This window comes from Acidovorax sp. JHL-9 (genome assembly GCF_000426205.1).
In the GTDB taxonomy this organism is placed as follows: Bacteria; Pseudomonadota; Gammaproteobacteria; order Burkholderiales; family Burkholderiaceae_C; genus Acidovorax; species Acidovorax soli.
In genome coordinates this window covers 186,274-211,315 of record NZ_AUEX01000005.1, presented here as the reverse complement: position 1 = coordinate 211,315, position 25,042 = coordinate 186,274, and the positions used below count along the sequence as shown (strand labels likewise).

27 protein-coding genes and 1 riboswitch are annotated in these 25,042 nt (G+C 67.9%); of the genes, 21 read left to right on the top strand and 6 right to left on the bottom strand.

What is annotated here, in order from left to right:
• Nucleotides 1–22 precede the first annotated feature (22 nt).
• Nucleotides 23–805: an SDR family oxidoreductase gene (locus K225_RS0106255; RefSeq protein ID WP_026435621.1), complete on the top strand. Its 783-nt coding sequence runs from the start codon at nt 23–25 to the stop codon at nt 803–805.
• A 145-nt stretch (nt 806–950) separates the two neighbouring features.
• On the opposite strand, the gene K225_RS0106250 is transcribed toward K225_RS0106255, so the two are convergent.
• Nucleotides 951–1,490 carry an RNA-binding protein gene (locus K225_RS0106250; RefSeq protein ID WP_026435620.1) on the bottom strand — a complete coding sequence of 180 codons (540 nt, stop codon included), beginning with the start codon at nt 1,488–1,490 and terminating at the stop codon, nt 951–953.
• A 264-nt stretch (nt 1,491–1,754) separates the two neighbouring features.
• Nucleotides 1,755–2,150: an RNA-binding protein gene (locus K225_RS0106245; RefSeq protein WP_026435619.1), complete on the bottom strand. Its 396-nt coding sequence runs from the start codon at nt 2,148–2,150 to the stop codon at nt 1,755–1,757.
• Nucleotides 2,151–2,390: 240 nt separating this feature from the next.
• A riboswitch (yybP-ykoY riboswitch) is annotated at nt 2,391–2,574 on the top strand.
• Nucleotides 2,575–2,593: 19 nt separating this feature from the next.
• Between K225_RS0106245 and K225_RS0106240 the strand changes: the two genes are divergently transcribed.
• The 6 genes from K225_RS0106240 to K225_RS0106215 all read left to right on the top strand — a co-directional run bounded on the left by K225_RS0106240 (nt 2,594) and on the right by K225_RS0106215 (nt 7,883).
• A complete protein-coding gene (locus K225_RS0106240; protein ID WP_026435618.1) occupies nt 2,594–3,157 on the top strand; it encodes a TMEM165/GDT1 family protein in 564 nt (187 codons plus the stop codon).
• Between the two features lie 143 nt (nt 3,158–3,300).
• A complete protein-coding gene (locus K225_RS0106235) occupies nt 3,301–4,479 on the top strand; it encodes a homoserine O-acetyltransferase (protein ID WP_026435617.1) in 1,179 nt (392 codons plus the stop codon).
• Nucleotides 4,476–5,060: a methionine biosynthesis protein MetW gene (metW, locus tag K225_RS0106230; protein ID WP_026435616.1), complete on the top strand. Its 585-nt coding sequence runs from the start codon at nt 4,476–4,478 to the stop codon at nt 5,058–5,060. The genes K225_RS0106235 and metW overlap by 4 nt, the downstream gene beginning before the upstream one ends.
• A 10-nt stretch (nt 5,061–5,070) precedes the next feature.
• A complete protein-coding gene (locus K225_RS0106225; protein ID WP_026435615.1) occupies nt 5,071–5,328 on the top strand; it encodes a hypothetical protein in 258 nt (85 codons plus the stop codon).
• Nucleotides 5,329–5,393: 65 nt separating this feature from the next.
• Complete coding sequence (locus tag K225_RS0106220) at nt 5,394–6,884, top strand: M20 family metallopeptidase (RefSeq protein WP_026435614.1); 1,491 nt, start codon at nt 5,394–5,396, stop codon at nt 6,882–6,884.
• Nucleotides 6,885–6,992: 108 nt separating this feature from the next.
• Nucleotides 6,993–7,883 carry an alpha/beta hydrolase gene (locus K225_RS0106215; RefSeq protein ID WP_026435613.1) on the top strand — a complete coding sequence of 297 codons (891 nt, stop codon included), beginning with the start codon at nt 6,993–6,995 and terminating at the stop codon, nt 7,881–7,883.
• Nucleotides 7,884–7,931: 48 nt separating this feature from the next.
• Here K225_RS0106215 and K225_RS0106210 read toward each other — a convergent pair whose 3' ends face one another.
• Nucleotides 7,932–9,125, bottom strand: coding sequence for an MFS transporter (locus K225_RS0106210; protein ID WP_026435612.1), 1,194 nt, complete (start codon nt 9,123–9,125; stop codon nt 7,932–7,934).
• A gap of 201 nt (nt 9,126–9,326) precedes the next feature.
• Between K225_RS0106210 and K225_RS0106205 the strand changes: the two genes are divergently transcribed.
• The 11 genes from K225_RS0106205 (at nt 9,327) to K225_RS0106155 (ending at nt 19,864) form a co-directional block, all read left to right on the top strand.
• Nucleotides 9,327–10,370: a peptidase U32 family protein gene (locus K225_RS0106205; protein WP_026435611.1), complete on the top strand. Its 1,044-nt coding sequence runs from the start codon at nt 9,327–9,329 to the stop codon at nt 10,368–10,370.
• A gap of 181 nt (nt 10,371–10,551) precedes the next feature.
• Nucleotides 10,552–11,475, top strand: coding sequence for a U32 family peptidase (locus K225_RS0106200; protein WP_026435610.1), 924 nt, complete (start codon nt 10,552–10,554; stop codon nt 11,473–11,475).
• 45 nt (nt 11,476–11,520) lie between these two features.
• Nucleotides 11,521–12,024: an SCP2 domain-containing protein gene (locus tag K225_RS0106195; RefSeq protein ID WP_026435609.1), complete on the top strand. Its 504-nt coding sequence runs from the start codon at nt 11,521–11,523 to the stop codon at nt 12,022–12,024.
• On the top strand, nt 12,021–12,443 hold the full coding sequence (locus tag K225_RS0106190; protein ID WP_026435608.1) for a putative zinc-binding protein: 423 nt from the start codon (nt 12,021–12,023) through the stop codon (nt 12,441–12,443). The genes K225_RS0106195 and K225_RS0106190 overlap by 4 nt, the downstream gene beginning before the upstream one ends.
• Complete coding sequence (locus K225_RS0106185) at nt 12,436–13,032, top strand: UbiX family flavin prenyltransferase (protein WP_026435607.1); 597 nt, start codon at nt 12,436–12,438, stop codon at nt 13,030–13,032. The genes K225_RS0106190 and K225_RS0106185 overlap by 8 nt, the downstream gene beginning before the upstream one ends.
• 59 nt (nt 13,033–13,091) lie before the next feature.
• On the top strand, nt 13,092–14,579 hold the full coding sequence (gene ubiD, locus K225_RS0106180; RefSeq protein ID WP_026435606.1) for a 4-hydroxy-3-polyprenylbenzoate decarboxylase: 1,488 nt from the start codon (nt 13,092–13,094) through the stop codon (nt 14,577–14,579).
• A 98-nt stretch (nt 14,580–14,677) separates the two neighbouring features.
• Complete coding sequence (locus K225_RS0106175; protein ID WP_026435605.1) at nt 14,678–15,316, top strand: TetR/AcrR family transcriptional regulator; 639 nt, start codon at nt 14,678–14,680, stop codon at nt 15,314–15,316.
• Nucleotides 15,313–16,476, top strand: coding sequence for an efflux RND transporter periplasmic adaptor subunit (locus tag K225_RS0106170; RefSeq protein WP_026435604.1), 1,164 nt, complete (start codon nt 15,313–15,315; stop codon nt 16,474–16,476). The genes K225_RS0106175 and K225_RS0106170 overlap by 4 nt, the downstream gene beginning before the upstream one ends.
• Nucleotides 16,473–17,675, top strand: a complete 1,203-nt coding sequence (locus tag K225_RS0106165) for an ABC transporter permease (RefSeq protein WP_026435603.1) — start codon at nt 16,473–16,475, stop codon at nt 17,673–17,675. The genes K225_RS0106170 and K225_RS0106165 overlap by 4 nt, the downstream gene beginning before the upstream one ends.
• Before the next feature lie 4 nt (nt 17,676–17,679).
• Entirely contained in the window at nt 17,680–18,390 is a 711-nt protein-coding gene (locus K225_RS0106160) for an ABC transporter ATP-binding protein (RefSeq protein ID WP_026435602.1), read from the top strand.
• 19 nt (nt 18,391–18,409) lie between these two features.
• A complete protein-coding gene (locus tag K225_RS0106155; RefSeq protein WP_034711868.1) occupies nt 18,410–19,864 on the top strand; it encodes an efflux transporter outer membrane subunit in 1,455 nt (484 codons plus the stop codon).
• Between the two features lie 6 nt (nt 19,865–19,870).
• On the opposite strand, the gene K225_RS0106150 is transcribed toward K225_RS0106155, so the two are convergent.
• Nucleotides 19,871–20,608 (bottom strand): SOS response-associated peptidase, encoded by a 738-nt coding sequence (locus tag K225_RS0106150; protein WP_026435600.1) that lies wholly within the window; start codon nt 20,606–20,608, stop codon nt 19,871–19,873.
• Between the two features lie 197 nt (nt 20,609–20,805).
• Here K225_RS0106150 and K225_RS0106145 point away from each other — a divergent pair, with 197 nt between their 5' ends.
• From K225_RS0106145 to K225_RS0106135, 3 genes are all read left to right on the top strand, one after another.
• Nucleotides 20,806–22,095: an acyl-CoA dehydrogenase family protein gene (locus tag K225_RS0106145; protein ID WP_026435599.1), complete on the top strand. Its 1,290-nt coding sequence runs from the start codon at nt 20,806–20,808 to the stop codon at nt 22,093–22,095.
• A gap of 77 nt (nt 22,096–22,172) precedes the next feature.
• The gene (locus tag K225_RS0106140) at nt 22,173–22,745 is read left to right on the top strand and encodes a DUF3617 domain-containing protein (RefSeq protein WP_026435598.1); all 573 of its coding nucleotides are present in this window, start codon (nt 22,173–22,175) and stop codon (nt 22,743–22,745) included.
• Nucleotide 22,746: 1 nt separating this feature from the next.
• Nucleotides 22,747–23,061 carry an antibiotic biosynthesis monooxygenase gene (locus K225_RS0106135; RefSeq protein WP_026435597.1) on the top strand — a complete coding sequence of 105 codons (315 nt, stop codon included), beginning with the start codon at nt 22,747–22,749 and terminating at the stop codon, nt 23,059–23,061.
• Here the strand turns inward: K225_RS0106135 and K225_RS0106130 are convergent, their stop codons facing one another.
• Both K225_RS0106130 and K225_RS0106125 read right to left on the bottom strand, forming a co-directional pair.
• On the bottom strand, nt 23,062–23,799 hold the full coding sequence (locus K225_RS0106130) for a 16S rRNA (uracil(1498)-N(3))-methyltransferase (RefSeq protein WP_026435596.1): 738 nt from the start codon (nt 23,797–23,799) through the stop codon (nt 23,062–23,064).
• 88 nt (nt 23,800–23,887) lie between these two features.
• Nucleotides 23,888–25,027 carry an aminoglycoside phosphotransferase family protein gene (locus tag K225_RS0106125; protein WP_026435595.1) on the bottom strand — a complete coding sequence of 380 codons (1,140 nt, stop codon included), beginning with the start codon at nt 25,025–25,027 and terminating at the stop codon, nt 23,888–23,890.
• Nucleotides 25,028–25,042: the final 15 nt, after the last annotated feature.

Here is a 25,042-nt window from a genome sequence, read left to right as displayed (position 1 = left end):
CCGCAGCACCCAGGCGACCCCCATGGCGGCTCCTCTTGTTTTCATCACGGGTGCCTCCAGCGGCATTGGCCAGGCCCTGGCCCTGCGCTTTTACCGGCAAGGCTACCGGCTGGCGCTGGTGGCGCGGCGCATAGTTGAGATCAGATCATGGGCTGACGCTCAAGGTATAAGCGCTGATAGCTATGAAATTTATAGTGCCGATGTGTCTGTACCCGCCAGCATCATGGCGGCAGGCCAGGATTGCATCGCGCGCCAGGGGTTGCCCGATGTGGTGATTGCCAACGCCGGCATCAGCGTGGGCATGGACACCGCCATCCGTGCCGACATCGACGTCATGGCACGCACCTTTGCCACCAACGCCATCGGCATGGCGGCCACCTTCCAGCCGTTTGTGGAGGGCATGGTGCAACGCCGCGGCGGTACCTTGGTGGGTATCGGCAGCGTGGCGGGCATTCGCGGTTTGCCAGGGCATGGGGCGTATTGCGCCAGCAAGGCGGCGGTCATCAGCTATTGCGAAAGCCTGCGTGGCGAAATGCGCCCGCATGGGGTGCGCGTGGTCACCATTTCACCGGGCTATGTCGACACACCGCTCACCCGCCAGAACCGCTATGCCATGCCGTTTCTGATGCGTGCCGATGATTTTGCCGACCGCGCGTTCAAGGTCATCGCTGCGGGTGCGCGCTACCGGGTCATCCCCTGGCAAATGGGCGTGGTCGCCAAGCTGCTGCGCATGCTCCCGAACGCGGTGTTCGACCCACTGCTGGCCGGCCGTCCCCGCAAGCAACGCCAGGGTGCAGAGCCATAGCTGCAGTGGGTGGGAGCAGGGTGGTCCTTGGGATGGCGCGCCGGTTCCGGAAAACTGGGCCGCTCGTGCGAACATTCCAAGCTTCCGGCCATGAAAAAAGCCCCCGAAGGGGCCTTCCGCTCAAGACAAACTACGGGCGAGCGGCTCAGTAACTGTCGCCGCCGCCATAGCCGCCACCGCTGCGGCCACCATTGCGTGAGCCCGTGCCATAGGGGCTGCGGAAACCGCCCTCGCTGCGTCCGCCGCCGCCGTAGCCGCCGCCATCGCCTCGGCCACCACCTCCATAGCCACCGCCGCCGCCTTCACGGCCGCCGCCGTAGCCACCACCGCCGCCGCCGTATCCGCCACCGCCGCCGCCGTATCCGCCACCACCGCTGCGTCCGCCGCCACCGTAGCCACCACCGCCAAAGCCTCCACCACTGCGGGGCGGACGTGGCTCCATCGGGCGGGCTTCATTGACAACGATGCCACGGCCTCCCAGGGGCTGGCCGTTCATGCCCTGAATGGCCGCCTGCGCTTCGGCATCGCTGCCCATCTCGACGAAGCCAAAGCCCTTGGAGCGACCAGTATCGCGTTCCATCATGACCTTGGCGCTGGTTACGGCACCAAATTGAGCAAAGGCCTGTTCCAGATCGCTGTCGCGCACCGAATAAGGGAGGTTGCCGACATACAGTTTGTTGCCCATCACGGGACTCCTCAAAAACACATGGATAAAGCGATGGAGTCCCGAAAACGCAGCCAGTTGATCTCAACGAAGCCTTGAGCGCGAAACCGACGGATCACCGCAAACTTTTAGGCGAGAAAAACCCCGCAAATGGGATATGTCGCACAGTTTTTGGGAAAACGCAAGTGCTTTTGCCCGCTGTGGCAACAATGCCGCGCCCATGAAAAAAGGAGCCCTGAGGCTCCTTGTTTTCCGGTGGCAGGTGCGAACACCTGCTGAACGGTCTTAGTAGCTGTTGCGGCCACCGCCGTAGCCGCCACCACCTTCACGGCCACCACCGTAACCGCCGCCGTAGCCACCACCGCTACGGCCGCCGCCGTAACCGCCGCCGCCATTGCCACCACCGAAACCACCGCTACGGGGAGCGCGTGGCTCCATGGGGCGGGCTTCGTTGACCACGAGGTCACGGCCACCGAAATTCTGACCATGCACGCCCTGGATGGCGGCTTGGGCTTCGGCATCGCTGCCCATTTCGACAAAGCCGAAACCCTTGGAGCGGCCGGTGTCGCGCTCCATCATGACCTTGGCGCTGCCGACCGAGCCGTACTGGCTGAAGGTCTGCTGCAGGTCTTCGTCGCGGAAAGAGTAGGGCAGGTTGCCCACGTAAAGTTTGTTGCCCATGAAGGACTCCTGAAAAAACATGAAAACGCGATGGGAGTCCTACGCAATCAACAAACCTGTGACGACTTCAAAGACGCGAAACTGACCAATCACCGCTAACTTAACTGCTTTCCTGCTGGGCAGAAAAAGCCAAGCCATTATCAGTCACTTTTATGCGCTGCGCGGATATTTATTTCTAAGGAGAAATTTTTCGGGTAGAAAACGTTGTAAAGGGACCCTGGGAACGCGTTGCACTAAAATAGCGCCGTCTTTGGGGAGTAGCCCGCCCGGCCGCACAAGGCGCCGGGGGCTTGCGTCAACACACTTGGGTTCCTACAACCTATGGCGCACGCGGCTTGTGATGAGCTGGGCGAGACCATTGACTGCATGCCGATCCATTGGCCGGAGTTGGTGTGCGGTCAATGCGTTCACCACCCATCCGGCCGGATTGGACCCCCCTCCCCATGGAAGCCTTCTTTGTTTCTACCGCCATCGTCGCCCTGGCCGAGATGGGCGACAAGACCCAGCTGCTGGCGCTGGTATTGGCTGCGCGTTTCCGAAAACCCTGGCCCATTGTGCTGGGCATCCTGGTCGCCACGCTGGCCAACCACGGGTTGGCGGGGGCCGTTGGCGCCTGGGTGACTACCTTGGTGGGGCCGCAGATGTTGCGCTGGATTCTGGGTGCCTCCTTCATTGCCATGGCGGTGTGGATGCTGATTCCGGACAAGCTCGACGAAGGCGATGCCGACGGCTCGCCGCGCTGGGGGGTGTTCGGCACCACGCTGGTGGCTTTTTTCCTGGCCGAGATGGGCGACAAGACGCAGATCGCCACCGTCATGCTGGCGGCGCAGTACAACGCCTACCTGTGGGTCGTCGCCGGAACCACGCTGGGCATGATGCTGGCCAATGCGCCCGTGGTCTGGCTGGGCGACCGCATCACGCGCCTGGTGCCCATCCGCATCGTGCACCTTGTGTCTGCGGCCATTTTCGTGGTCCTCGGGCTGGTGGCGATTTTTGCGCCGGCCTGATGGGCCAGGGTCGCCGCCGGGCGGCCCTTTTGGTATATTTGCCGCATGCGCCGATTTGCCACAGCTTGCGGGCGCTTAATAAATTCTGCTAAAGACCCGTCCGACACATCCCGGCCTCGTTTTTAGCGACGCCGGGTTTTTTTATGTCGTTCATTGCCACACCCCAGACCATGCATTTTCCGGAGGTGCTGCCGCTGCAAAGCGGCGCGTCGCTCCGTGATTACCACCTGGCTTACGAAACCTACGGCACGCTCAATGCCGACGCGTCCAACGCTGTGCTGGTGTGCCACGCCCTCAACGCCTCGCACCATGTAGCCGGCGTGTACGAGGGCCAGGACAAGAGCGAGGGCTGGTGGGACAACATGATTGGCCCCGGCAAGCCGGTGGATACCAACCGGCTCTTCGTGATCGGCGTGAACAACCTGGGCTCATGCTTCGGCTCCACCGGTCCCATGCACCTGCACCCGGACACGGGCGAGGTCTACGGTGCCGATTTTCCGGTGGTGACGGTGGAGGACTGGGTCAACGCCCAGGCCCGGCTGCTGGAGCGGCTGGGCATCACGCAGCTGGCTGCCGTGCTGGGCGGCAGCCTGGGTGGCATGCAGGCCCTGTCCTGGACGCTGCAGTACCCCGAACGGGTGCGCCATGCCGTGGTGGTGGCCAGCGCCCCCAACCTCACGGCCGAGAACATTGCCTTCAACGAGGTGGCGCGCCGCGCCATCGTCACCGACCCCGACTTCCACGGCGGCCATTTTTACCGCCACGGCGTGATCCCGAAGCGCGGCCTGCGCATCGCGCGCATGATCGGCCACATCACGTATTTGAGCGACGATGTGATGAACGAGAAGTTCGGCCGCAGTCTGCGTGCCCCCACGCTCCCCGAGGGGACTGGTCCGGCTCGGGGCGGCCCAGCGCCGGACCTTCGCGATTATTTGTACAGCACCCAGGACATCGAGTTCCAGATCGAAAGCTACCTGCGCTACCAGGGCGACAAGTTCAGCGAGTATTTCGATGCCAACACCTACCTGCTGATCACGCGCGCGCTCGATTACTTCGATCCGGCGCGCGGCCATGGCGGCGACCTCACCCAGGCGCTGGCACGCGCCACGGCCAAATTTTTGCTGGTCAGTTTCACCACCGACTGGCGGTTTTCTCCCCGGCGCAGCCGCGAGATCGTGAAAGCCCTGCTCGATAACCGACGCAGCGTGAGCTACGCCGAAATCGATGCCCCCCACGGGCATGATGCCTTCTTGCTCGATGACGCCCGTTACATGAACGTCATGAGCTCTTACTTCGATAGCATTGCAAAGGAGCTGGCATGACCGAGCAAACCACGATGCAGGCCATTGCCCGCATGGTTCCACCCGGCTCGCGCGTGCTCGACCTGGGTTGTGGCGACGGCGCCATGCTGTCCTACCTGCAACGTGAACGAGGCTGCAGCGGCTACGGCATCGAGATAGCCGACGCCAACGTGCTGGCCTGCGTGCAGCGCGGGGTGGACGTGATCCAGCTCAACCTCGACGAGGGCCTGGCCATGTTTGGCGACAACTCTTTCGACGTGGTGCTGCAGATCGACACCCTGCAGCACCTGCGCAACGCCGAGGTCATGCTGCGAGAAACCGCCCGCGTGGGTCGCACCGGCGTGGTGGCCTTCCCCAACTTCGCGCACTGGCCCAACCGCCTGTCGGTGCTGCGCGGGCGCATGCCGGTCACGCGGCGCCTGCCCTACCAGTGGTACGACACACCCAACATCCGCGTGGGCACCTACAAGGATTTCGAGGTGCTGGCGCTCAAGAACCACCTGCGCGTGATCGATGCGTTCGGCCTGCAGGCCGGGCGCACGGTTCGCTGGTGCCCGAACGCGCGGGCGGGCACGGCCGTGTTCCATTTCGAGCACGCCTGATGACCCCCTCATGGCCGCCTCCTTTGCCCACAACCGCTCCGTGGCGCGCCAGGTCATGGATGGCCATTGGCCTGGTGGTGCTGCTCGATTCGATCGGCTTTGTCAGCATGCCATGCACCGTGCCGATGAAAGCAACCGCACCATGGCGGCGGTGGATGCTCTCGCCGGCGCGGAGAACCGCCGCGCGCTGATCCGTGCGCTGGACCGCGCCTCCACCCCGGGGCCGAAGCAGGCCCCTCCTGATACGCGTTCCTCGCCTGGCCACTGAGAACTTGGCGCCTGCGTGCACGTTGTGGTCGAATGCGGTTTTCGCAACGCCGCAGGAGCCCGCCCATGAACGCCCGTGTCCCCTCTCAAATCCTTGAACCCGCGCTGGCGCTGGAGCGGATCGGCCAGACATGGGACAGCGACATCCTGCGCCAGCTCACCGAATACATCGCCATTCCGGCCAAGTCGCCCACCTTTGCCCCCGACTGGGCGCAGCAGGGCCTGCTCGACACCGTGGTGCGCAATGCTGCCACCTGGATCGAGGCGCAGAAGGTGGCGGGCCTGCACCTGGAAATCGTGCGTCTGCCCGGCCGCACCCCGGTGCTGTTCTTCGAGATCGAGGCCACCGAGGCCGCCGCCACCCAGACCGTGCTGATGTATGGCCACCTGGACAAGCAGCCCGAGTTTTCCGGCTGGCGCAGCGACCTCGGCCCCTGGACGCCCAAGTACGAAGACGGCAAGCTCTACGGGCGCGGCGGCGCCGACGATGGTTATGCCGTGTACGCCAGCATCGCCGCCGTGCAGGAACTCCAGCGCCAGAACGTGCCGCACCCGCGCATCGTGGGCCTCATCGAAACCTGCGAGGAAAGCGGCTCGCACGACCTGCTGCCCTACATCGATGCCCTGCGCGCGCGCCTGGGCGATGTGGGTCTGGTGATCTGCCTGGACAGCGGCGCCGGCAACTACGACCAGCTCTGGCTCACCACCAGCCTGCGCGGCATGGCCAGCGGCACGCTCAAGGTCGAGATCCTCACCGAAGGCATCCACTCGGGCGACGCCTCGGGCCTGGTGCCGTCCAGCTTCCGCATCATGCGCCAGGTGCTCGACCGCCTGGAAGACAGTGCCACCGGCCGCCTGCTGCCCGCCAGCTTCCATTGCCAGGTGCCTGCCGACCGCCTGGCCCAGGCCCGTGCCACGGCCGCCATCCTGGGCGACGAGGTGACCCGGCGCTTTCCGTGGGCGCATTACGACTGCGGCGGCTCCACCACCTTTGCGCTGCCCACCACCACCGACCCGCTGCAGGCCCTGCTCAAGCGCACCTGGGAGCCCACGCTCAGCGTGACCGGTGCTGAGGGCTTTCCGGCCCTGCAGGACGCGGGCAATGTGCTGCGACCCTACACCGCCTTCAAGCTCAGCCTGCGCCTGCCGCCGCTGGTGGACGCAGCCCGGGCCGTGCAGGACTTGAAGGCCCTGCTCGAAGACAACGCGCCCTACCAGGCCCGGGTCACGTTCGACGGCGGTGGCGGCGCCACGGGCTGGAACGCCCCCGCCACCACGCCCTGGTTCGAGCAGGCGCTCAACGCAGCTTCGCAGGCGCATTTTGGTGCACCCTGCGGCTACATCGGCCAGGGCGGCACCATCCCGCTGATGAACATGCTCAGCGAGGGTTTTCCGAAAGCCCAGATGATGGTGTGCGGCGTGCTCGGCCCCAAGAGCAATGCGCATGGTCCCAACGAGTTTTTGCATGTGCCCTATGCCAAACGCCTCACCGCCTCGGTAGCGCAGGTGATCGGCGCCATGGCCCGGCAGGCCGCCTCGGCGGCCGCTACGGCCTGAGCACCGGCAGGGCGCGCGCGCCAACCACCCCGGCAATCTGCTGGAACCTCCACCGCAACGCATGCCACCCGTGCACTTCGCTTGCTCCCAACCTTGGTCGTCCCGCCCATGTCTGACGCTGTTGTATCCACCTTGAGCACCTTGACGACCTTCACCGCGGCAGACGGTGAGAACCTGGCCGTCCAGGACTGGCCCCTGATGGAGGGCGCACCCCGCGGCACCGTGCTGCTGGTGCATGGCCTGGGCGAGCATGTGGGGCGGTACGACGCCCTGGCGCGGCGCCTCAATGCCTGGGGCTTTGCCGTGCGGGGCTACGACCAGTTTGGCCACGGCGAGTCGGGCGGGCCGCGCGGCGGCCTCACCACGGCCATGCGCCTGCTCGACGATCTGGCCGACATGGTGGACGCCACCCGTGCCCGCATGGCGCCAGGCCAGCCGCTGGTGCTGCTGGGCCACAGCCTGGGCGGGCTGGTGGCGGCGCGGTTCGTGTCGCTGCACCTGCGGCCGGTGGATGGGCTGGTGCTGTCATCGCCCGCGCTGGACCTGGGGCTCAACGCCGTGCAAAAGCTGCTGTTGGCCATGCTGCCGCGCATCGCGCCCAACCTGCGCGTGGGCAACGGGCTGGATGCGCAATACCTCTCGCACGACCCGGCTGTGGTGGCCGCCTACCTGGCCGATCCGCTGTGCCATGACCGCATCAGCGGCCGCCTGGCACGGTTCATGGCCGACGCGGGGCCGGCCACCATGGCGCGTGCCAGGCACTGGGGTGTGCCCACCCTGCTGATGTGGGCGGGGGCCGACCGACTGGTCCATCCTGCTGGCAGCCGGGCCTTTGCCGCGGCGGCACCCCAGAGTGTGGTGCAGTCGCAATGCTTTGAGCCCTTGTTCCACGAACTGTTCAATGAAAGCCCCGCGCTGGCCGCGCCGGTGTATGGCCTGCTGCACCAGTGGCTGGTGCGCCATTGCCCGCTGGCACCCCCGGGTGCCATGGCCGGATGAGTTCAAGCCATATAGGCTTTCTGGAACCCGTGGACGCTGCGGTTGCAGCTATTGCGTTGAGCGCACCGGCACTGCGCGCCTGCGCTGCAGCGCGAGCCATGCCAGCGCCAGCCCCGTCACGGCGATCGGGACCAGCGAGCCCGCGTTCAGCAGCGTCCAACCCTGCGTGGTGACCAGCACGCCTGACGAAAAAGAGCTAAGCGCCAGGGTGGCAAAAACGCAGAAATTGATGGCGGCCTGGGCACGGTCTTTTTCCTCGGGGCGGTAGGCCGTCAGGGCCAGCGCCGTGGCGCCGGTGAACAGAAAGTTCCAGCCCACGCCCAGCAGGAACAGGGCCACGCCAAAGTGCTGCAGCTCCAGCCCCATCAGCGCAATCACCACGCAGGCGGCGTTCAGCAGCACGCCCGCCCCCATGACCGCCAGCACGCCAAAGCGGTTGATGAGGTGGCCCGTGAAGAAGCCCGGCGCAAACATGCCGATCACATGCCATTGCAGCACCGTTGCCGCATCGTCAAAGGCGAAGCCACAGACCTGCATGGCCAGCGGCGTGGCGGCCATCAGCAGGTTCATCACGCCGTAGCCCAGGGCGGCGCCCAGCACTGCCACGATGAAAGCCGGTTGCCGCAGCAGTTCGGCCAGGGGCCGGCCTTGGGCGGGCTGGCCTGCCGCGTCGAGCACCGGTGGCTGCGCCTCAAAGCGGATGGCGGCCATGCAGGCCATGGCGATGAGCGCCACGCCCATCAGCGCGATGTAAGCCCCCGCAAAAGGCACAGGGAACAGCGTGCGCGTGGCGCTGGCCAGATTGGGGCCCGTGACGGCGCCCAGCAGGCCACCGGCGAGCACCAGTGAAACGGCCTTTTCGCGGAAAGCAGGCAGCGACAGTTCGGCGGCTGCAAAGCGATAGAGCTGGCCGTTGGCGCTGTAGTAGCCTGCCACCAGGGTCGCAGTGCACAGCAGCCAGAAATTGGCGCTGAAAGCCGCCCAGGCACACAGCGCGGCGGATGCCACCGCCACGGCCAGCCCGATCTGGAACGACACCTGCCGTCCCCAGCGCCTTTGGCTGCGTGCCACCAGCGGGGTGGACAGGGCGCCGCCCACCACATAGCCCATCACGGGCAGCGTGGCCATCCAGCCGAATGGCGCCAGTTGCAGGCCCACCAGGCCGTTGATGGCGATGAAGACCACGTTGTTGGTCAGGAAAAGGCCCTGGCAAAGGGCCAGCAGCCAGAGGTTTCTGTTCACGGCAGTGGGGTGTGGAGAAAAGAGGAGAGCCTACCTGGTGAGCGGGCGCTGCCCGAAACATGGGTTGCATCAAAGCCCGGCATCGGTTGTCCGGCATTGTGGCCTGCAGTTGATGAAGATCAGCCACCCGGTGGCCCGTGATCGCTAAGGTGCCGCCAGTGCCATGGCTCCATGCCCGGAGCCGGCCATTGATCGTTTGCCATGGAATCCCTGAACCCTCCTGCGGCGCCCCCTGCGGCGCCTGCCCTTGAACTGGTCTGCCCCGCCGGCAGCCTGCCGGCCCTGAAGGCGGCGGTGGACAACGGTGCCAACTGCGTCTACCTGGGCCTGCGCGACGCCACCAACGCCCGCAACTTCGCCGGCCTCAATTTCGACGAGGCGGCCATCGCCAATGGCATCCGCTATGCGCACGAGCGTGGCTGCAAGGTGTTCATGGCGCTGAACACCTACCCCCAGGCGTCCGACCCCGCACCCTGGCGCAGCGCCATGGACAAGGCGGTGGAGCTGGGCGTGGATGCCGTCATCCTGGCCGACCCCGGGCTCATGCAATACGCCGCGCAGCGCCATCCGCAGCTGCGCCTGCACCTGTCGGTGCAGGGCTCGGCCACCAACTACGAGGCCATCAACTTCTACCGCGAGCAGTTCGGCATCGTGCGCGCCGTGCTGCCGCGCGTGCTGTCGATGGAGCAGGTGCGCCAGGTCATCGACAAGACGCCGGTGGAGATCGAGGTGTTTGGTTTTGGCAGCCTGTGCGTGATGGTCGAGGGGCGCTGCGCGCTGTCGTCCTACGTCACGGGTGAGTCGCCCAACACGCATGGCGTGTGCTCGCCGCCGAAGGCCGTGCGCTGGCAGGAAACGCCGCAGGGCCGCGAGTCGCGCCTGAACGGCGTGCTGATCGACCGCTACGCACCCGGCGAGAACGCCGGCTACCCTACCCTGTGCAAGGGCCGCTTCGATGTGGGCGACGACGAGAACTACTACGCCATCGAAGAGCCCACCAGCCTCAACACGCTGGAACTGCTGCCCCAGCTGTCGAAAATCGGCGTGCGCGCCATCAAGATCGAAGGCCGCCAGCGCAGCCCGGCCTATGTGGCGCAGGTCACCAAGGTCTGGCGCGAGGCCATGGACCAGTGCCTGGCCAATCCCCACCGCTATGCCCCCAAGACGACCTGGATGGCCAGCCTCGACCAGGTGGCCGAGGGTCAGCAGCACACGCTGGGCGCCTACCACCGCCCCTGGAAGTGATGACACAACCCCCTGAGCCGCTGCGCGGCTTCCCCCTTCTCTCTATACGCTTCGCGCTAGGGGAAGGGGGACGACGCCAGCGCGGCGGGGCGGCCCTTGCGCGGCGTCCGCTGGCCTGGAGCGCGCCAGTTTTATGCCAAGTGGGCTGCGCCCAACGCCCTGAAACATAGAGAGTACCGTGATGAAACTATCCCTGGGTCCGCTGCTGTATTACTGGCCGCGCGAAACCATCTTTGCTTTTTATGAGGCCATGGCCGCCACGCCGCTCGACGTGGTCTATCTGGGCGAAACCGTGTGCTCGCGCCGCCATGAGTTGCGCCTGGCCGACTGGCTGGACATCGCCCGCATGCTGCAGGACGCGGGCAAGCAGGCCGTGCTGTCCACGCAGGTGCTGATCGAGTCGGGCTCGGACGTGAGCGTGCTGCACAAGATCGCCGCCAACACCGGCTTCACCGTCGAGGCCAACGACATGGGGGCGGTGCGCTGCCTGTCGGGCCCAACGGTGGGGCGCCCCTTCGTGGCCGGCCCGCACCTGAACCTGTACAACGCACCCTCGCTGCAATGGATGGCCCAGCTGGGTGCCAGCCGCTGGGTGATGCCGCTGGAGATGGCGCAGGATGCCCTGGCCGCCATGCTGGTGAACCGCCCGGCCGGGCTCGAAACGGAAGTGTTCGCCTACGGGCGCATGCCGCTGGCCTACTCGGCGCGCTGCTTCACCGCGCGCCACTGCAACCTGCCCAAGGACGACTGCGGTTTCAGCTGCCTGGAGCACGCCGACGGCCTGACGCTGCGTACGCGCGAGAGCGAGGACTTTCTCGTGCTCAATGGCACGCAGACACAATCGGCCCGCGTCTACAACCTGGCCAACGAACTGGCCGCGATGGGCGCCATGGGTGTGGACCTGGTGCGGCTGAGCCCGCAGTCGCAGCACATGGCGCAGATCATCGCGCTGTTCGACGAAGCGCGCGGACCGGCGCAGGCCGGCGGCGTGGATTATGTCGAGCGCATGCAGCCCTTCATGCCCGACCAGCCCTGCAATGGCTACTGGTTGGGCCGTCCCGGTCTGGAGCAGGGGCACGCCGGTGCCACCGCCACCGCCTCCTGATGTTCACCGTGCTTTTCACCCTGGCCCGAGTGCCACGCCCACGCCATGGCTGCTTCTTCTGATCTTCTGGTGGTTCCCGCTCCGGTGGGGGCCTTGTTGTCGCGCCTGCCCGCCTACCCCGGCTCGCTGCTGCTGGTGACCGCGCTCAACCTGGCGCTGGCACGGCACCTGCCCGCCGACGTGGGCCAGTTGATGCTGCACAAGAAGATGCGCGTGCAGGTGCGCGATGCACGCCTGACCTTCGACTTCGCCTGGACCGGCCAGCGTTTTGCGCCCCAGGCCCCGCTGGTGGCACCCGCCGTGGCCGACCTGACGCTGAGTGCCACCGCCCACGACTTTCTGCTGCTGGCCCAGCGCCAGCAAGACCCCGACACCCTGTTCTTCAACCGCCGCCTGTCCATGGAGGGCGACACCGAGCTGGGCCTGGTGGTGAAAAACGCGCTCGACGCCATCGAGCTGCCCGTGCTCGACCCGCGCCAGTGGACGCCGCGCCAGGTGCTGGGCCGCCTGCGCCAGCGCATGGATTCCGCGCGCAGCGCCGGACGATGACCATGGCCGCCGATCCCAACCACCCCCTGGTCTATTCCTGCTCCGGCTGCTCCAGCGCCGCGCAGCTGGCCAACCATGTGGCGCTGCAGCTCGACCGGCGCGGCGTGGCCGAGATGTCGTGCATCGCCGGCGTGGGCGGCGATGTGCCGCACCTGATGAAGATCGTCCGCTCGGGCCGGCCCATCATTGCGCTCGACGGTTGCCCGCTGGTCTGCGTCAAAAGCACGCTGGCGCGCCATGGCATCGCTGCCGACCGGCATTACCAGCTGCAGCAATACGGCGTGAAAAAGCGCGTGCACGAAGACTTCGACCCCGTGCAGGCCGCGCTGGTGCTGGAGCAGGTGGAGGCCGACCAGATGGCGCAGCCCCTGCAACGCCCGGCGCTGCGGCCCGCCGCCGTGGAGCCCTCGCATGGCTGACACCCAACAACCGCGCCGCATCATCGTTGCCATCTCGGGCGCCAGCGGCGCCGTGTATGGCGCGCGCCTCTTGCAGGTGCTGCGCAGCCAGCCGGGCGTGGAGACGCACCTGGTCGTGTCGGATGCCGGCTGGCGCAACCTGCGGCACGAGCTCGACATGGACCGCCCCGCCGTGGAGGCCCTGGCGCACCGCGTGCACGATGTGGCCAACGTGGGCGCGGCGATTGCGAGTGGCTCGTTCCAGTGCCACGCCATGGTGGTCGCACCGTGCTCCATGCGCACGCTGGCGGCCATCGCCCATGGCCTGGCCGACAACCTGCTCACGCGCGCGGCCGATGTGGCGCTCAAGGAGCGCCGCCGCCTGGTGCTGATGGTGCGCGAATCGCCGCTGCACCTCACGCACCTGCGCAACATGGTGGCGGTGACCGAGATGGGCGCCATCGTCTGCCCGCCACTGCCTGCCTTCTACCTGCGCCCGCAGACCGTGGGCGAGGTGGTGGACTACAGCGTGGCGCGCGCGCTCGACCTCATCGACGTGGCGCACGACCTGGCGCCGCGCTGGGAGGGGTTGGCGGCAGATGCTCCATAAGATCCCTCTGCACCACTCCCTGCGCCTGGCGGCCTGTTGGTTCAAGTATGGGTACTGAGATGGCCTACCGCGACCTGCGCGACTTCATGGCCCAGCTCGAAGCCACGGGCGACCTGCGCCGTGTTTCCGACCCCGTATCTCCCCACCTGGAGATGACCGCGCTGAGTGACCGCGTGCTGCGCGCCGGTGGCCCCGCGCTGCTGTTCACGCAGCCCACGGGCCACCGCATGCCCGTGCTCACCAACCTGTTCGGCACGCCCGAGCGCGTGGCCCGCGCCATGGGCGTGGCCGACCTGCGTGGCGTGCGTGCTTTCGGTGAGCTGCTGGCCACGCTCAAGGAGCCCGAGGCGCCCAAGGGCTTCAAGGACATGCTGGGCATGGGCCACTTGCTCAAGACCCTGTGGAACATGGCGCCGCACACCGTGGGCCGGGGCGCGCCCTGCCAGCAGGAGGTGTGGGAAGGCCCCGATGTTCATCTCGACCGCCTGCCCGTGCAGCACTGCTGGCCCGGCGACGTGGCGCCGCTCATCACCTGGGGCCTGACCATCACGCGCGGCCCGCGCAAGGCACGCCAGAACCTGGGCATTTACCGCCAGCAGGTGGTCGGGCGCAACCAGCTCATCCTGCGCTGGCTGGCCCACCGGGGCGGGGCGCTGGATTTTCGCGACCATTGCGCGGCCCACCCTGGACAGCCCTATCCCGTGGCGGTGGCGCTGGGTGCCGACCCGGCCACGCTGCTGGGCGCCGTCACTCCCGTGCCTGACGCGTTGAGCGAATACCAGTTCGCCGGCCTGCTGCGCGGCGCCCGCACCGAGGTCACGCCCGCGCTGGGCGTGCCGCTCACGGTGCCGGCCACGGCCGAGATCGTGCTCGAAGGCCACATCCAGCCCGATGCCAGCCACGCGAGCGGCTGGCAGCACGCGCTCGAAGGGCCGTACGGCGACCACACCGGCTACTACAACGAGTGCGCCGAGTTCCCCGTGCTCACCATCGACCGCATCACCCTGCGCAAGAACGCGATCTACCACAGCACCTACACCGGCAAGCCCCCCGACGAGCCCGCCGTGCTGGGCCTGGCGATGAACGAGTTGTTCATTCCGCTGCTGCAAAAGCAGTTCCCCGAGATCGTGGACTTCTACCTGCCGCCCGAGGGCTGCAGCTACCGCATGGCGGTGGTGAGCATCAAGAAGGCCTACGCGGGCCACGCCCGGCGCGTGATGATGGGCGTGTGGAGCCACCTGCGCCAGTTCATGTACACCAAGTTCATCGTGGTGGTGGACGACGATGTGGACGTGCGCGACTGGAAGGAAGTCATCTGGGCCATCACCACCCGCATGGACCCGGTGCGCGACACCATGATGGTGGAGAACACCCCCATCGACTACCTCGACTTCGCCTCGCCCGTGAGCGGCCTGGGCAGCAAGATGGGCCTGGACGCCACCAACAAGTGGCCCGGTGAAACCCAGCGCGAGTGGGGCCGGCCCATGGCCATGGATGCCGAGGTGGTGGCGCGCATGGACGGGCTGTACCAGTCGCTGGGGTTGTAAGGGCAACCAGGGTCAATACCACCGGCGACCCGGTTTTCTTTCCAGATGACACCGTTCACAAACAGCGATAAGATAGTAATAGATTACTTACTTTCATCATGAAAAACACCGCCACCGAGGCCGCTGCGCCCAGACACCTGCCTGCCGACGAACGCCGTGCCGTCACCGTCGAGGCCGTGGTGGCGCTGGCGGCCACGCAGAACCCGAGCGAGATCACCACCTCGGCCATTGCCCGGCACATGCACCTCACGCAGGGCGCGCTGTTCCGGCACTTTCCGAACAAGGACGCCATCCTGCAGGCGGTGATGGACTGGGTGGCCACGCAGCTGCTGGCGCGCATCGACCGCGCGGCCGAGGGCGCGGCTTCGCCCCTGGCGGCGCTGCGGGCCATGTTCATGGCGCATGTCGCCTTCGTGGCCGAGCACCCGGGCGTGCCGCGCATCATCTTCAGCGAGCTGCAGCGCGCGGGCGATACGCTCCCCAAGCAGATGGTGCAGACGCTCATCACCAGCTATGGCAAGCGCCTGCAAGGTCTGATCGCGCAAGGCCAGGCGCAGGGCGAGGTGCACGCGGGGCTGGATGTGCCGGCGGCGGCCACGTTGTTCATCGGCACCATCCAGGGCCTGGTGATGCAGTCGCTGATCACCGGCGATATGCAGCGCATGCGCAGCGATGCCCCCCGGGTTTTTGCCATCTACCAGTGCGGCATTGCGTCCGCCAGCGAAAGCACACGATGAAAAAATTCCCATTGCAAAACCGCACGCTGGCGCTGCTGGCCGTGGTGGTGCCCCTGCTGGCGCTGTTCGTCTATGTGGTGCTGCGCTCGGGCCCGCTGGCCCCGGTGGCGGTCACACTGGCCCAGGTCGAGCGCAAGGCCCTCACGCCGGCGCTGTTTGGCGTAGGCACCATCGGCGCCCGCACCACCACCAAAATCGGCCCCACGGTGGCTGGGCGTATCCAGCGGCTGGATGTGGACGTGGGCGACTCTGTCCAGGCCGGCCAGGTGTTGGGCGAGATGGATGCGGTCGACCTGCAGGACCGCTTGCAGGCCCAGGAGGCCGCACTGCAACGCGTGCAGGCCAGCCTGCGCGAGGCCCAGGCGCGCCAGGTCCATGCCCAGGCGCAGGCCACGCGGTATGCGCAACTTCTGGCCGTGCGCTCGACCAGCGAAGAGCTGGCCGCTGCCAAGCAGCAGGAGCTGCAGGTGGCCGATGCCGCCGTGGCCGCCGCGCAGGCCGAAGCGGTGCGCGTGCGTGCCGAGCGCGCCGCCATCGGCACGCAGCGGCGCCATCTGCGCCTGGTGGCGCCCGCCGCTGGTCTGGTGACGCTGCGCTTTGCCGACCCCGGCACCACCGTGGTGGCCGGCCAGGCGGTGGTGGAGGTGGTGGACCCTGCCAGCCTGTGGATCAATGTGCGTCTGGACCAGATCAACGCCCATGGCCTGAAGGCCGGCCTGCCGGCACATGTGGTGCTGCGCTCGCGCGCGGGCCAGGCGCTGGCGGGGCGCGTGCTGCGCGTCGAGCCGCTGGCCGATGCCGTGACCGAGGAAACGCTGGCCAAGGTGGTGTTCGAGGCCTTGCCCTCGCCCCTGCCGCCGCTCGGTGAGCTGGCCGAGGTCACCATAGCCCTGCCCGCGCTGGCGGCGCAGCCCGTGCTGCCCAATGCCGCCGTGCAGCGCGTGGGCGGCCAGACCGGCGTGTGGCGCTGGGCCGATGGCAAGCTGCAATTCGCACCAGTGCAATTGGGCAGCGCCGATCTCGACGGCCACGTGCAGGTGCTGCAGGGGCTGGACGAGGGCGACCAAGTGGTCGCTTACAGCGAAAAACCCCTGACCGCGCGCAGCCGCATCCGGGTGGTGGAGCGTGTTGCCAAGGGTGCAAGCAAGGGCGCGCCATGATCAGCCTGTCCGGCCGCGACATCCTGCATGCCTGGGGTAAGTTCGTCTTCACCGGTGTGGGCCTGGGCCTGCTGATCGGGGTGACGTTGACCATGGCCGGGGTGTACCGGGGCATGGTGGACGATGGCAAGGCGCTGCTCGACAACAGCCGCGCCGACATCTGGGTGGTGCAGAAAGACACGCTCGGGCCCTATGCCGAATCGTCCAGCCTGCAGGACGACCTGTACCGCGGCATCCTGGCGATGCCCGGCGTGGCCCAGGCCGCCAATGTCACCTACCTCACCACGCAGGTGCGCAAGGGCAGCAGCGATGTGCGCGCCATGGTGGTGGGCATTGCGCCGGGCGCGGCGGGTGTCACGCCGGGCTGGCCACCGCACCTGGTGGACGGGCGCCAGGTCACGCGCGGCCACTACGAAGCCGTGGCCGACGTGGCCGCCGGTTTTCAGCTGGGCGAGCGCCTGACGGTGCGGCGCAACCACTACACCGTGGTCGGGCTGACGCGGCGCATGGTGTCCTCCAGCGGTGATCCCATGGTGTTCATACCGCTCAAGGATGCGCAAGAGGCGCAGTTTCTCAAGGACAACGACGCCATCTGGCACAGCCGCCGCCGCACCGAGGCCAACCCGGCCTTCAACCGCCCGGCGGTGCCCGGCCTGCTCGATGCCGTGATCGCCTCGCAAAGCACCAATGCCTTCGTCAACGCCGTGCTGGTGACCGTGCAGCCCGGCGCCGCCCCGCACGAGGTGGCCCAGGCCATCCAGCGCTGGAAGCGCCTCACGGCCTACACGCGCCCGCAGATGGAAGAAATCCTGGTCAGCAAGCTGATCGCCACGTCGGCCAAGCAGATCGGCATGTTCCTGGCCATCCTCGCCGTGGTCAGCGCCGCCATCGTGGCCTTCATCATCTATTCGCTCACGATGGACAAGATCCGCGAGATCGCCGTGCTCAAGCTCATTGGCACACGCAACCGCACCATCGCCGCCATGATCCTGCAGCAGGCGCTGGCGCTGGGGGTGATCGGCTTCGTGGTGGGCAAGATCTCGGCCACGTTTGCCGCACCGTTTTTTCCCAAATACGTGTTGCTCATGCCCATGGATTCGGTGGCCGGCTTCTTCGCCGTGCTGGGCATTTGCGTGATCGCCAGCGTGGTCGCCATCCGCATGGCGCTGCGGGTGGACCCGGCACAGGCCATCGGGTGATGCCATGAGCGCCAAAGGCATCCGCGTAGAGGGTTTGAGCAAAAGCTTTGGCAAGGGCGACACCGCCGTGCACGCCCTGAAAGACGTCAACCTGCAGGTCAGCCCTGGCGAAGTGGTCGGGCTGGTGGGGCCGTCGGGCTCGGGCAAGAGCACGCTGCTCAAATGCCTGGGCGCCGTCATCGATCCCAGCGCCGGCCGCATGGTGCTGGGTGACGAGGTGATCTACGACAACGGCTGGCAGGTGCGCGACCTGCGGGCGCTGCGGCGCGACAAGATCGGCTTTGTCTTCCAGGCGCCCTACCTGATTCCGTTTCTGGACGCCACCGACAATGTCGCCTTGCTGCCCATGCTGGCCGGCGTGCCCAACGCCGAGGCCCGTGCCCGGGCGCTGGAGTTGCTCACCGCGCTCGATGTGCAGCACCGCGCGCGCGCCATGCCGGCCCAGCTCTCGGGCGGCGAACAGCAGCGCATCTCGATTGCCCGCGGCCTCGTCAACCGCCCGCCCGTTATCCTAGCCGACGAGCCCACCGCGCCGCTGGACAGCGCGCGCGCCCTGGCCGTGGTCCGCATCCTCAACGACATGGCGCGCCGGTTCGAAACCGCCGTCATCGTGGTCACGCACGACGAAAAAATCATCCCCACCTTCCGGCGGATTTACCACATCCGCGACGGCGTGACGCACGAGGAAGCGGGCGAAGGCCGCAGTCTTGCATAACCCCCCACAAGGAAACGCCATGGCAAAGACAACGCAGCGCAGCGCCCGTGCCCGGCTTGCGCTGGCCGCTGCCGCCTGTGCGGCGCTGCTGGCCGGCTGTACCACCGGGCCCGACTTTCACCCGCCGGCCGCGCCCGACAGCGTGCAGATTTCCGCGCGGGGGCCCGCACCCCACCCGGAGGCCGCCATCGACCTGGCCGCGCCGTGGTGGCACCAGTTGGGCTCGCCCCCCTTGAACCAGCTGATTGACCAGGCGCTGGCAGCCAGCCCCACGCTGGCTGCCGCCGAGGCCACGCTGCGCCAGGCGCAAGAGATGCAGGCGGCGCAGGCCGGCGCCACGCAACTGCCCCGCGTCGATGCCAGCGCGGGCGCCCAGCGCCAGCGCATCTCGCCCAGCGCGCAAGGCCTGCCGGGCGAAGGGCGCAGCTTTGACCAGTACAGCGCCAGCCTCGGCGTGCGCTACACGCTCGACCTGGCCGGCGGCAACCGGCGCGCCCTGGAGGCCCTGGGCGCCCGCACCGACTACCGGCGCTACCAGCGCGAAGGCGCGCGGCTGAACCTGGTGGCCAGCATCGTCGGCACCGCCATCACGCAGGCGCGGCTGGCGGCGCAGATCGAGGCGCTGCAGGCCATCGTGCAATTGCAAGACGAGCAGCTGCACCTGGCCGGCGAGCGCCTGCGCCTGGGCCAGGCCGCGCACAGCGAGGTGCTGGCGCTGCAGGCGCAGGTGGAACAAACACGCGCCAGCGTGCCGCTGCTGCGCCAGCAGCACCAGCAAGGCAGCCACCTACTGGCCACGCTGGCCGGGCGCGAGCCCACCGCGCAGGGGCTGCCCCGGTTCGCGCTGCACGATTTCACGCTGCCCACCGATCTGCCACAGGCCATTCCGTCCGGATGGGTGCGCCAGCGCCCCGACATCCAGGGTGCGCAGGCGCTGCTGCATGCGGCCACGGCCGATTACGGCGTGGCTGTGGCGCGCCTGTACCCGCAAGTCAACCTCAGTGCCAGCCTGGGCTCGCAGGCGCTGACCACGGGCGCCCTGTTTGGCGGCGGCGCCGCCGTGTGGAGCCTGATCGGCCAGATCACGCAGCCCTTGTTCAACCCCGCGCTGCCGGCCGAGAGGCGCGCTGCGCTGGCGGCGCTGGACGCCGCCGCCGCCAACTACCAGGGCGTGGTGCTGGAGGCCTTGCGCAGCGTGGCCGATGCCTTGCACGCGCTGGACACCGACGCCCAGGCGCTGGCCGCGCAGGTCGGTGCCGATGCCGCCGCGCAGGGCAGCCTGCAGTCGGTGCAGCGGCAGTACGCACTGGGTTCCGCCAGCTACTTGCAGCTGCTCAGTGCCCAACAGCAGGCGCAGCAGATCCGCGCTGATCTGGTGGCGGCCCAGGCGCGCCGCCTGCAGGGCACTGCCACGCTGTACCAGGCCGTGGGTGCGGGCTGGGCGGGCGCGCAGGAGCCCGGTGACGGCAGCTGAGCGGTATCAGCCCAGCCAGCCCTTGGGCACCTTGTCGGCTTTCTTCTCCACCGGGTTGGCCAGCAGGCGCTCTGCCGCGTATTGCCGCATGAACTCCTTGGCCTTGTCGGGCCGGGCCGTGAGCCAGGCGTCGTAGGCGCCTTCGTTCAGGATGGCGGGCATGTTCCTTTCGCTGCCCGGCGGGCCGTAGCGGCGCAGCAGCGCGTGGTGGTTGGCGTTCACCGTGAGCAGGCAGTAGCTGATGATGACTTCGCCATCGGCACCCTGCCAGCGCGCCCACAGGCCTGCCACGCCCATGGGTTTGCCGTCCACGCGCGCGATGCGGGTGGGCACGGCCTTGCCGCTGCGCAGGTCGTCTTCATAAAACGCGGCCATGGGCACGATGCAGCGCTGGCCGTTCAGCCAGGCATCGCGAAACGCCGTGCCCGTGGAGGCCAGGTCGGACTTGGCATGGACCAGTTTGGGCGCGCGCAGCCTGGCGTCGGATGCGGACTTGACCCAGTGCGGCACCAGGCCCCACTGCGCGGGCACCAGCACGCGGGGGGTGGCGGTGTTGGCATCGGTGGCCGCCTCTGGCGCCGCGCCCGGTGCTGGCGCCAGCGCCGCCGCCGTGGCCGCATGCAGGATGAAGAAGCCCGGCTTGCGCGGCCACAGGTGGCGCTCACCCAGCGCATGCGGGGGCTCCACCGCGAAAGCCTCGCGGTAGCGGTCGGCTTGCTGCAGGGTTTCGTAATGGGCGCTCATGGGGCGATGGTACCCGCGCCCTGAGCAGGTTGGAAACAGAAAAGTCCTATAGAGCCTGTTGAATAGGCGCTTGCAGCTATCAAAATGAAAGCGAATTCAGTGACACCCAAGCTCGCAAGCTTGCTGCCGCTGATGTGCATCAAGGCCCGTGTCGCCTGCGTTTTGACGCGCACCGGCGGTGTTTTCACAATGCCGGCATGGACTTCGCACCTTCCCCCCTGGCCCGGCAACTGCATGAACGCCTGCTGGCCTTCATGGACCGCTACCTGCTGCCCTACAACGCGGCCTGGCATGCGGCCGTGCAGGCGGGCGACTACCCCCCGCCGTTTGTGGAAGACCTCAAGGCCCTGGCGCGCGAAGAAGGCCTGTGGAACCTGTTCCTGCCCACGCTGCGGGATGACGAGCCCGGCACGCGCCTGTGCCACCTCGACTACGCGCCACTGGCCGAAGCCATGGGCCGCCTGCCCTGGGCGCCCGAGGTGTTCAACTGCCATGCGCCCGACACCGGCAATATCGAGCTGCTGCACCGCTTCGCCACGCCCGCGCAGCGCGCCGCGTGGCTGGTGCCGCTGCTTGACGGCCAGATGCGCTCGGCCTTTGCGATGAGCGAGCCCGACGTGGCCTCGTCCGACCCCACCAACCTGCAGACCACGGTGCGGCGTGAGGGAGGCGACCTGGTGCTCCATGGCCGCAAGTGGTTCATCACCGGCGCGGCGCACCCGCACTGCCGGCTGCTCATCGTGCTGTGCCGCAATGCAGATGCCGACCATGCCAGCAGCCACCACCGCCACAGCATGGTGCTGGTGCCCGTGGACACGCCGGGCGTGCAGATCGTGCGCAACATCAGCGTGCTGCACCACCATGCGCCCGAGGGGCATTGCGAGATCCTGCTGCAGGGCGTGCGCGTGCCCGCTCACCACCTGCTGGGCGACTGGGGCGCGGGCTTTGCCATGGCCCAGGCGCGCCTGGGGCCGGGGCGGGTGCACCACTGCATGCGCACCATCGGCCAGTGCAAGCTGGCCCTGCGCCTCGCCACCGAACGCGCGCTGGAGCGCACGGCCTTTGGCAAGCCGCTGGCCGAGCAGGCCAATGTGCAGGAGTGGATCGCCGAGTCGCGCATCGAGATCGACCAGGCGCGCCTGCTGGTGCTGCACGCCGCCTGGCTGCTGGACCAGGGCAGCGCTGCGGACGTGCAGCAGACCCGCGCGCAGGTCGCCGCCATCAAGGTGGTGGCCGCGCGCCTGCAGCAGCGCGTGGTGGACCGTGCCATGCAGATCTTCGGCGCCATGGGCCTGTCGCCCGACACGCCGCTGGCGGCCTTCTGGACCTGGGGCCGCGCCCTGCGCCTGATGGACGGGCCCGACGAGGTGCACCTGCGCACCGTGGCGCGGCAAGAGCTGGCCCGGGCGCGCGCCGGGCTGGGGGATGCGGCGGCCTACTTCACCACGCCCGAGCAGCTGCGTGCGCCGCCGCACCTGAGCGCCTGAGCGCACCGGGTCTTGGCAGCGCGGCGCGGCTTGGGGATACTGTCGGTCTTTCGCCATCCTGCCCGGAGAGCCCGGCCATGCAAAGATTTGCCATTGCCCTGACCACTGTGGTGCTGTTCGCCGGCGCCCCTGGCCTGGCCCACGCACAGGTACAAAAAATGCGGCCCGGGCTGTGGGAGCACAGCGTGGTGATGAAAAGCCAGAGTGGCCAGATGGCAGCCGCCATGGCCGAGATGCAGAAGTCTCTGGCCAGCATGCCGCCCGCGCAGCGCCAGCAGATGGAACAGATGATGGCCCAGCAGGGCGTGGGCATGGGGTCCACGGGCCAGACGGTGAAGGTCTGCGTCACCCGGGAGCAGGCCGAACTGGACCAGGTTCCGCAGCAGCAGGGTTGCATGCAGAAGGTGGAGCGCATCAACGCCAGTACGATGAAAGTCGCTTTCAGCTGCAAGGGCGGCCAGGGCCAGCCGCCGTCGAGCGGCGAGGGCACGGTCACCCTGCAGGGGCCCACCGCCTACACCGGCCAGTTCAGGCTCAGGACCGAGAACCAGGGCAAGCCCGAGCAGATCGACATGGCGCAGTCGGGCAAGTGGCTGGCGGACAGCTGCGGCGCGATCCAGCCCATGCAGCCTCCGAAGCCGGCGCGCTGAGATGGAATTCGCCAATACCCCCGCGCCGCCTTACTACGCGGTGATCTTCACCAGCCTGCGCACGGACGGTGACAACGGCTACGGCGCCATGGCCGAGCGCATGGTGGCGCTGGCAGCGCAACAACCGGGCTTTCTGGGCGTGGAGTCGGCGCGCGACGGCCTGGGCATCACGGTGTCGTACTGGGCCGACCTGGAGTCCATCGCCGCCTGGAAGGCGAACGCCGAGCACCTCGAAGCCCAGCGCCTGGGCCGGGACCGGTGGTATGCGGGTTTCAAGACCCGCATTGCGCGTGTGGAGCGCGACTACGGGATGTAGTCAGAGGGTGAGCGCAGCCAGGGCCGCCAGCGGCGCGGTTTCGGCGCGCAGCACGCGCGGGCCTAGCGTCACGGGCGCGAAGCCCTGCGCCAGCGCCAGGTCTTCCTCGGCAGCGCTCAGACCGCCTTCGGGGCCCGAGAGAAACGTCAGCGCGCCGTCGCCCGGCGCCGCCGCGCGCAGGGGCTGCGTGCCGGTGCGCAAGGACAGCAGCAGGCGCGCGCCCTGCGCGGGCACCGTCGGGTGGGCGCGCAGCCAGCCGGCCAGGTCCACCGCGCCATGCACCACGGGCACGCGGTTGCGCCCGCATTGCTCGCAGGCAGCCACGGCCACAGCCTGCCAGTGGGCCAGTTTTTTCTCGGCGCGTTCGCCCTTGAGCTTGAGCACGCTGCGCTCGGCCACCAGCGGCGTGATGCTGGCCACGCCCAGTTCGGTGGCCTTTTCCACCAGCCAGTCCATGCGCTCGTTGGCGGTGATGCCGGCCAGCAGGTGCACGGCGCGCGGTGCCTCGCGATCGATGGCGTGGTGGGTGCCGATCAGCACGCGCACATCGCTGCGGCCCATGCGCAGCACGGTGGCGTCGAATTCGCCGCCGGGGTCGCTCGCGCCCTGGCCGCCATGGAACAGCGTGATGCCGTCGCCCGGCTGCAGGCGCAGCACCTGCACATGGCGCGCGGCGCCCGGGGGCAGGTCGATTTCGGCGCCGGTGGCCAGGGGTGCCGGGCAGTGGAAACGGGGCATATGCTACTTATTTAATAGCTATAGGCGATTTTTCAATAAGCGCTAGAGCCATGTTTCTCTTGGAGCGCCAGGTGGACGGTGCAGCCCGTCACATCCGGCCGTAGGCAAAGCCTGTCACGGGTTCGGTGCCTTCGATCTGGTCCAGCATCTTGAGCAGCGGCCCCAGCTGGCGGTAGCGGTTGGCCGTGGCGCGGATATAGCCCATGAAGCGCGGCGCGTCGGCCAGGTACCTGGGCTTGCCGTCGCGCAGGGTCAGGCGCGCAAAGATGCCGGCCACCTTGAGGTGGCGCTGCAGGCCCATCCACTCCACGGCGCGGTAGAACTCGCCGAAGTCATCGCCCCAGCCGCTGGCGCTGGTGGCGCCCAGCAGGCCGGCCTTGCGCGCCTTTTCCCAGTAACGCACGGTAATGTCGATGACGAAATCTTCTTCCCAGCTGATGAAGGCATCGCGCAGCAGGCTGGCGATGTCGTAGGTGATGGGGCCGTGGACGGCGTCCTGGAAATCCAGCACGCCCAGAGGGCCGCCTTCCTGCATGGGCGCCATCAGGTTGCGCGTCATGAAGTCGCGGTGCACATAGACCTGCGGGGCGGCCAGGTTGTGGGCCACGATGGCATCGAAGGCGCTTTGCAGCGTTGCCTGCTGTCGGTCATCGAGCGTGACGCCGCGGTGCCGGACCAGATACCAGTCGGGAAACAGCGCCAGCTCGCGGCGCAGCAGCGCTTCGTCATAGGCCGGCAGCACGCCGGGCCTGGAGGCCTTCTGCCAGTCGAGCAGCACGTCGGTGGCCTGCTGGTACCAGCCGTAGGCGGCCCGGGGGTTTTCGGGCTGGAGCAGCTCGATCAGCGTGGTGCTGCCCAGATCGCTGAGCAGCATGAAACCGCCGGGCTCGTCCCACGCCAGGATCTGCGGCACGTTCAGGCCGGCTGCGGCCATCAGGCCTTGCACCTGCACGAAGGGGCGGCAGTTTTCCTTGTCGGGCGGGGCGTCCATCACGATGCAGCTGCCACCCGTGGCGCGGTCGATGCGCAGGTAGCGCCGAAAGCTGGCGTCGGCCGAGGCCGGGCGCAGGCTGGCGGGCAGCAGCTGGTGGGTGGGGACCAGCGGTGCGAGCCACTGCGCGAACGCTGCCTGCCGGGCCGCATCGGGCCAGCTGACGAGGCTGGCAGGGTTGGCGATGGCGGGCGATGCCGCGGCGAGGGGCGTTGGGGGGGAAGAGGGGTGGCTCATGGATAATCCCATTTT

Coding starts and splice junctions, on each gene's coding strand:
- K225_RS0106255 (WP_026435621.1), top strand. CDS start 23: ATGGCGGCTCCTCTTGTTTTCATCACGGGTGCCTCCAGCGGCATTGGC.
- K225_RS0106250 (WP_026435620.1), bottom strand. CDS start 1,490: ATGGGCAACAAACTGTATGTCGGCAACCTCCCTTATTCGGTGCGCGAC.
- K225_RS0106245 (WP_026435619.1), bottom strand. CDS start 2,150: ATGGGCAACAAACTTTACGTGGGCAACCTGCCCTACTCTTTCCGCGAC.
- K225_RS0106240 (WP_026435618.1), top strand. CDS start 2,594: ATGGAAGCCTTCTTTGTTTCTACCGCCATCGTCGCCCTGGCCGAGATG.
- K225_RS0106235 (WP_026435617.1), top strand. CDS start 3,301: ATGTCGTTCATTGCCACACCCCAGACCATGCATTTTCCGGAGGTGCTG.
- metW (WP_026435616.1), top strand. CDS start 4,476: ATGACCGAGCAAACCACGATGCAGGCCATTGCCCGCATGGTTCCACCC.
- K225_RS0106225 (WP_026435615.1), top strand. CDS start 5,071: ATGGCCGCCTCCTTTGCCCACAACCGCTCCGTGGCGCGCCAGGTCATG.
- K225_RS0106220 (WP_026435614.1), top strand. CDS start 5,394: ATGAACGCCCGTGTCCCCTCTCAAATCCTTGAACCCGCGCTGGCGCTG.
- K225_RS0106215 (WP_026435613.1), top strand. CDS start 6,993: ATGTCTGACGCTGTTGTATCCACCTTGAGCACCTTGACGACCTTCACC.
- K225_RS0106205 (WP_026435611.1), top strand. CDS start 9,327: ATGGAATCCCTGAACCCTCCTGCGGCGCCCCCTGCGGCGCCTGCCCTT.
- K225_RS0106200 (WP_026435610.1), top strand. CDS start 10,552: ATGAAACTATCCCTGGGTCCGCTGCTGTATTACTGGCCGCGCGAAACC.
- K225_RS0106195 (WP_026435609.1), top strand. CDS start 11,521: ATGGCTGCTTCTTCTGATCTTCTGGTGGTTCCCGCTCCGGTGGGGGCC.
- K225_RS0106190 (WP_026435608.1), top strand. CDS start 12,021: ATGACCATGGCCGCCGATCCCAACCACCCCCTGGTCTATTCCTGCTCC.
- K225_RS0106185 (WP_026435607.1), top strand. CDS start 12,436: ATGGCTGACACCCAACAACCGCGCCGCATCATCGTTGCCATCTCGGGC.
- ubiD (WP_026435606.1), top strand. CDS start 13,092: ATGGCCTACCGCGACCTGCGCGACTTCATGGCCCAGCTCGAAGCCACG.
- K225_RS0106175 (WP_026435605.1), top strand. CDS start 14,678: ATGAAAAACACCGCCACCGAGGCCGCTGCGCCCAGACACCTGCCTGCC.
- K225_RS0106170 (WP_026435604.1), top strand. CDS start 15,313: ATGAAAAAATTCCCATTGCAAAACCGCACGCTGGCGCTGCTGGCCGTG.
- K225_RS0106165 (WP_026435603.1), top strand. CDS start 16,473: ATGATCAGCCTGTCCGGCCGCGACATCCTGCATGCCTGGGGTAAGTTC.
- K225_RS0106160 (WP_026435602.1), top strand. CDS start 17,680: ATGAGCGCCAAAGGCATCCGCGTAGAGGGTTTGAGCAAAAGCTTTGGC.
- K225_RS0106155 (WP_034711868.1), top strand. CDS start 18,410: ATGGCAAAGACAACGCAGCGCAGCGCCCGTGCCCGGCTTGCGCTGGCC.
- K225_RS0106150 (WP_026435600.1), bottom strand. CDS start 20,608: ATGAGCGCCCATTACGAAACCCTGCAGCAAGCCGACCGCTACCGCGAG.
- K225_RS0106145 (WP_026435599.1), top strand. CDS start 20,806: ATGGACTTCGCACCTTCCCCCCTGGCCCGGCAACTGCATGAACGCCTG.
- K225_RS0106140 (WP_026435598.1), top strand. CDS start 22,173: ATGCAAAGATTTGCCATTGCCCTGACCACTGTGGTGCTGTTCGCCGGC.
- K225_RS0106135 (WP_026435597.1), top strand. CDS start 22,747: ATGGAATTCGCCAATACCCCCGCGCCGCCTTACTACGCGGTGATCTTC.
- K225_RS0106130 (WP_026435596.1), bottom strand. CDS start 23,799: ATGCCCCGTTTCCACTGCCCGGCACCCCTGGCCACCGGCGCCGAAATC.
- K225_RS0106125 (WP_026435595.1), bottom strand. CDS start 25,027: ATGAGCCACCCCTCTTCCCCCCCAACGCCCCTCGCCGCGGCATCGCCC.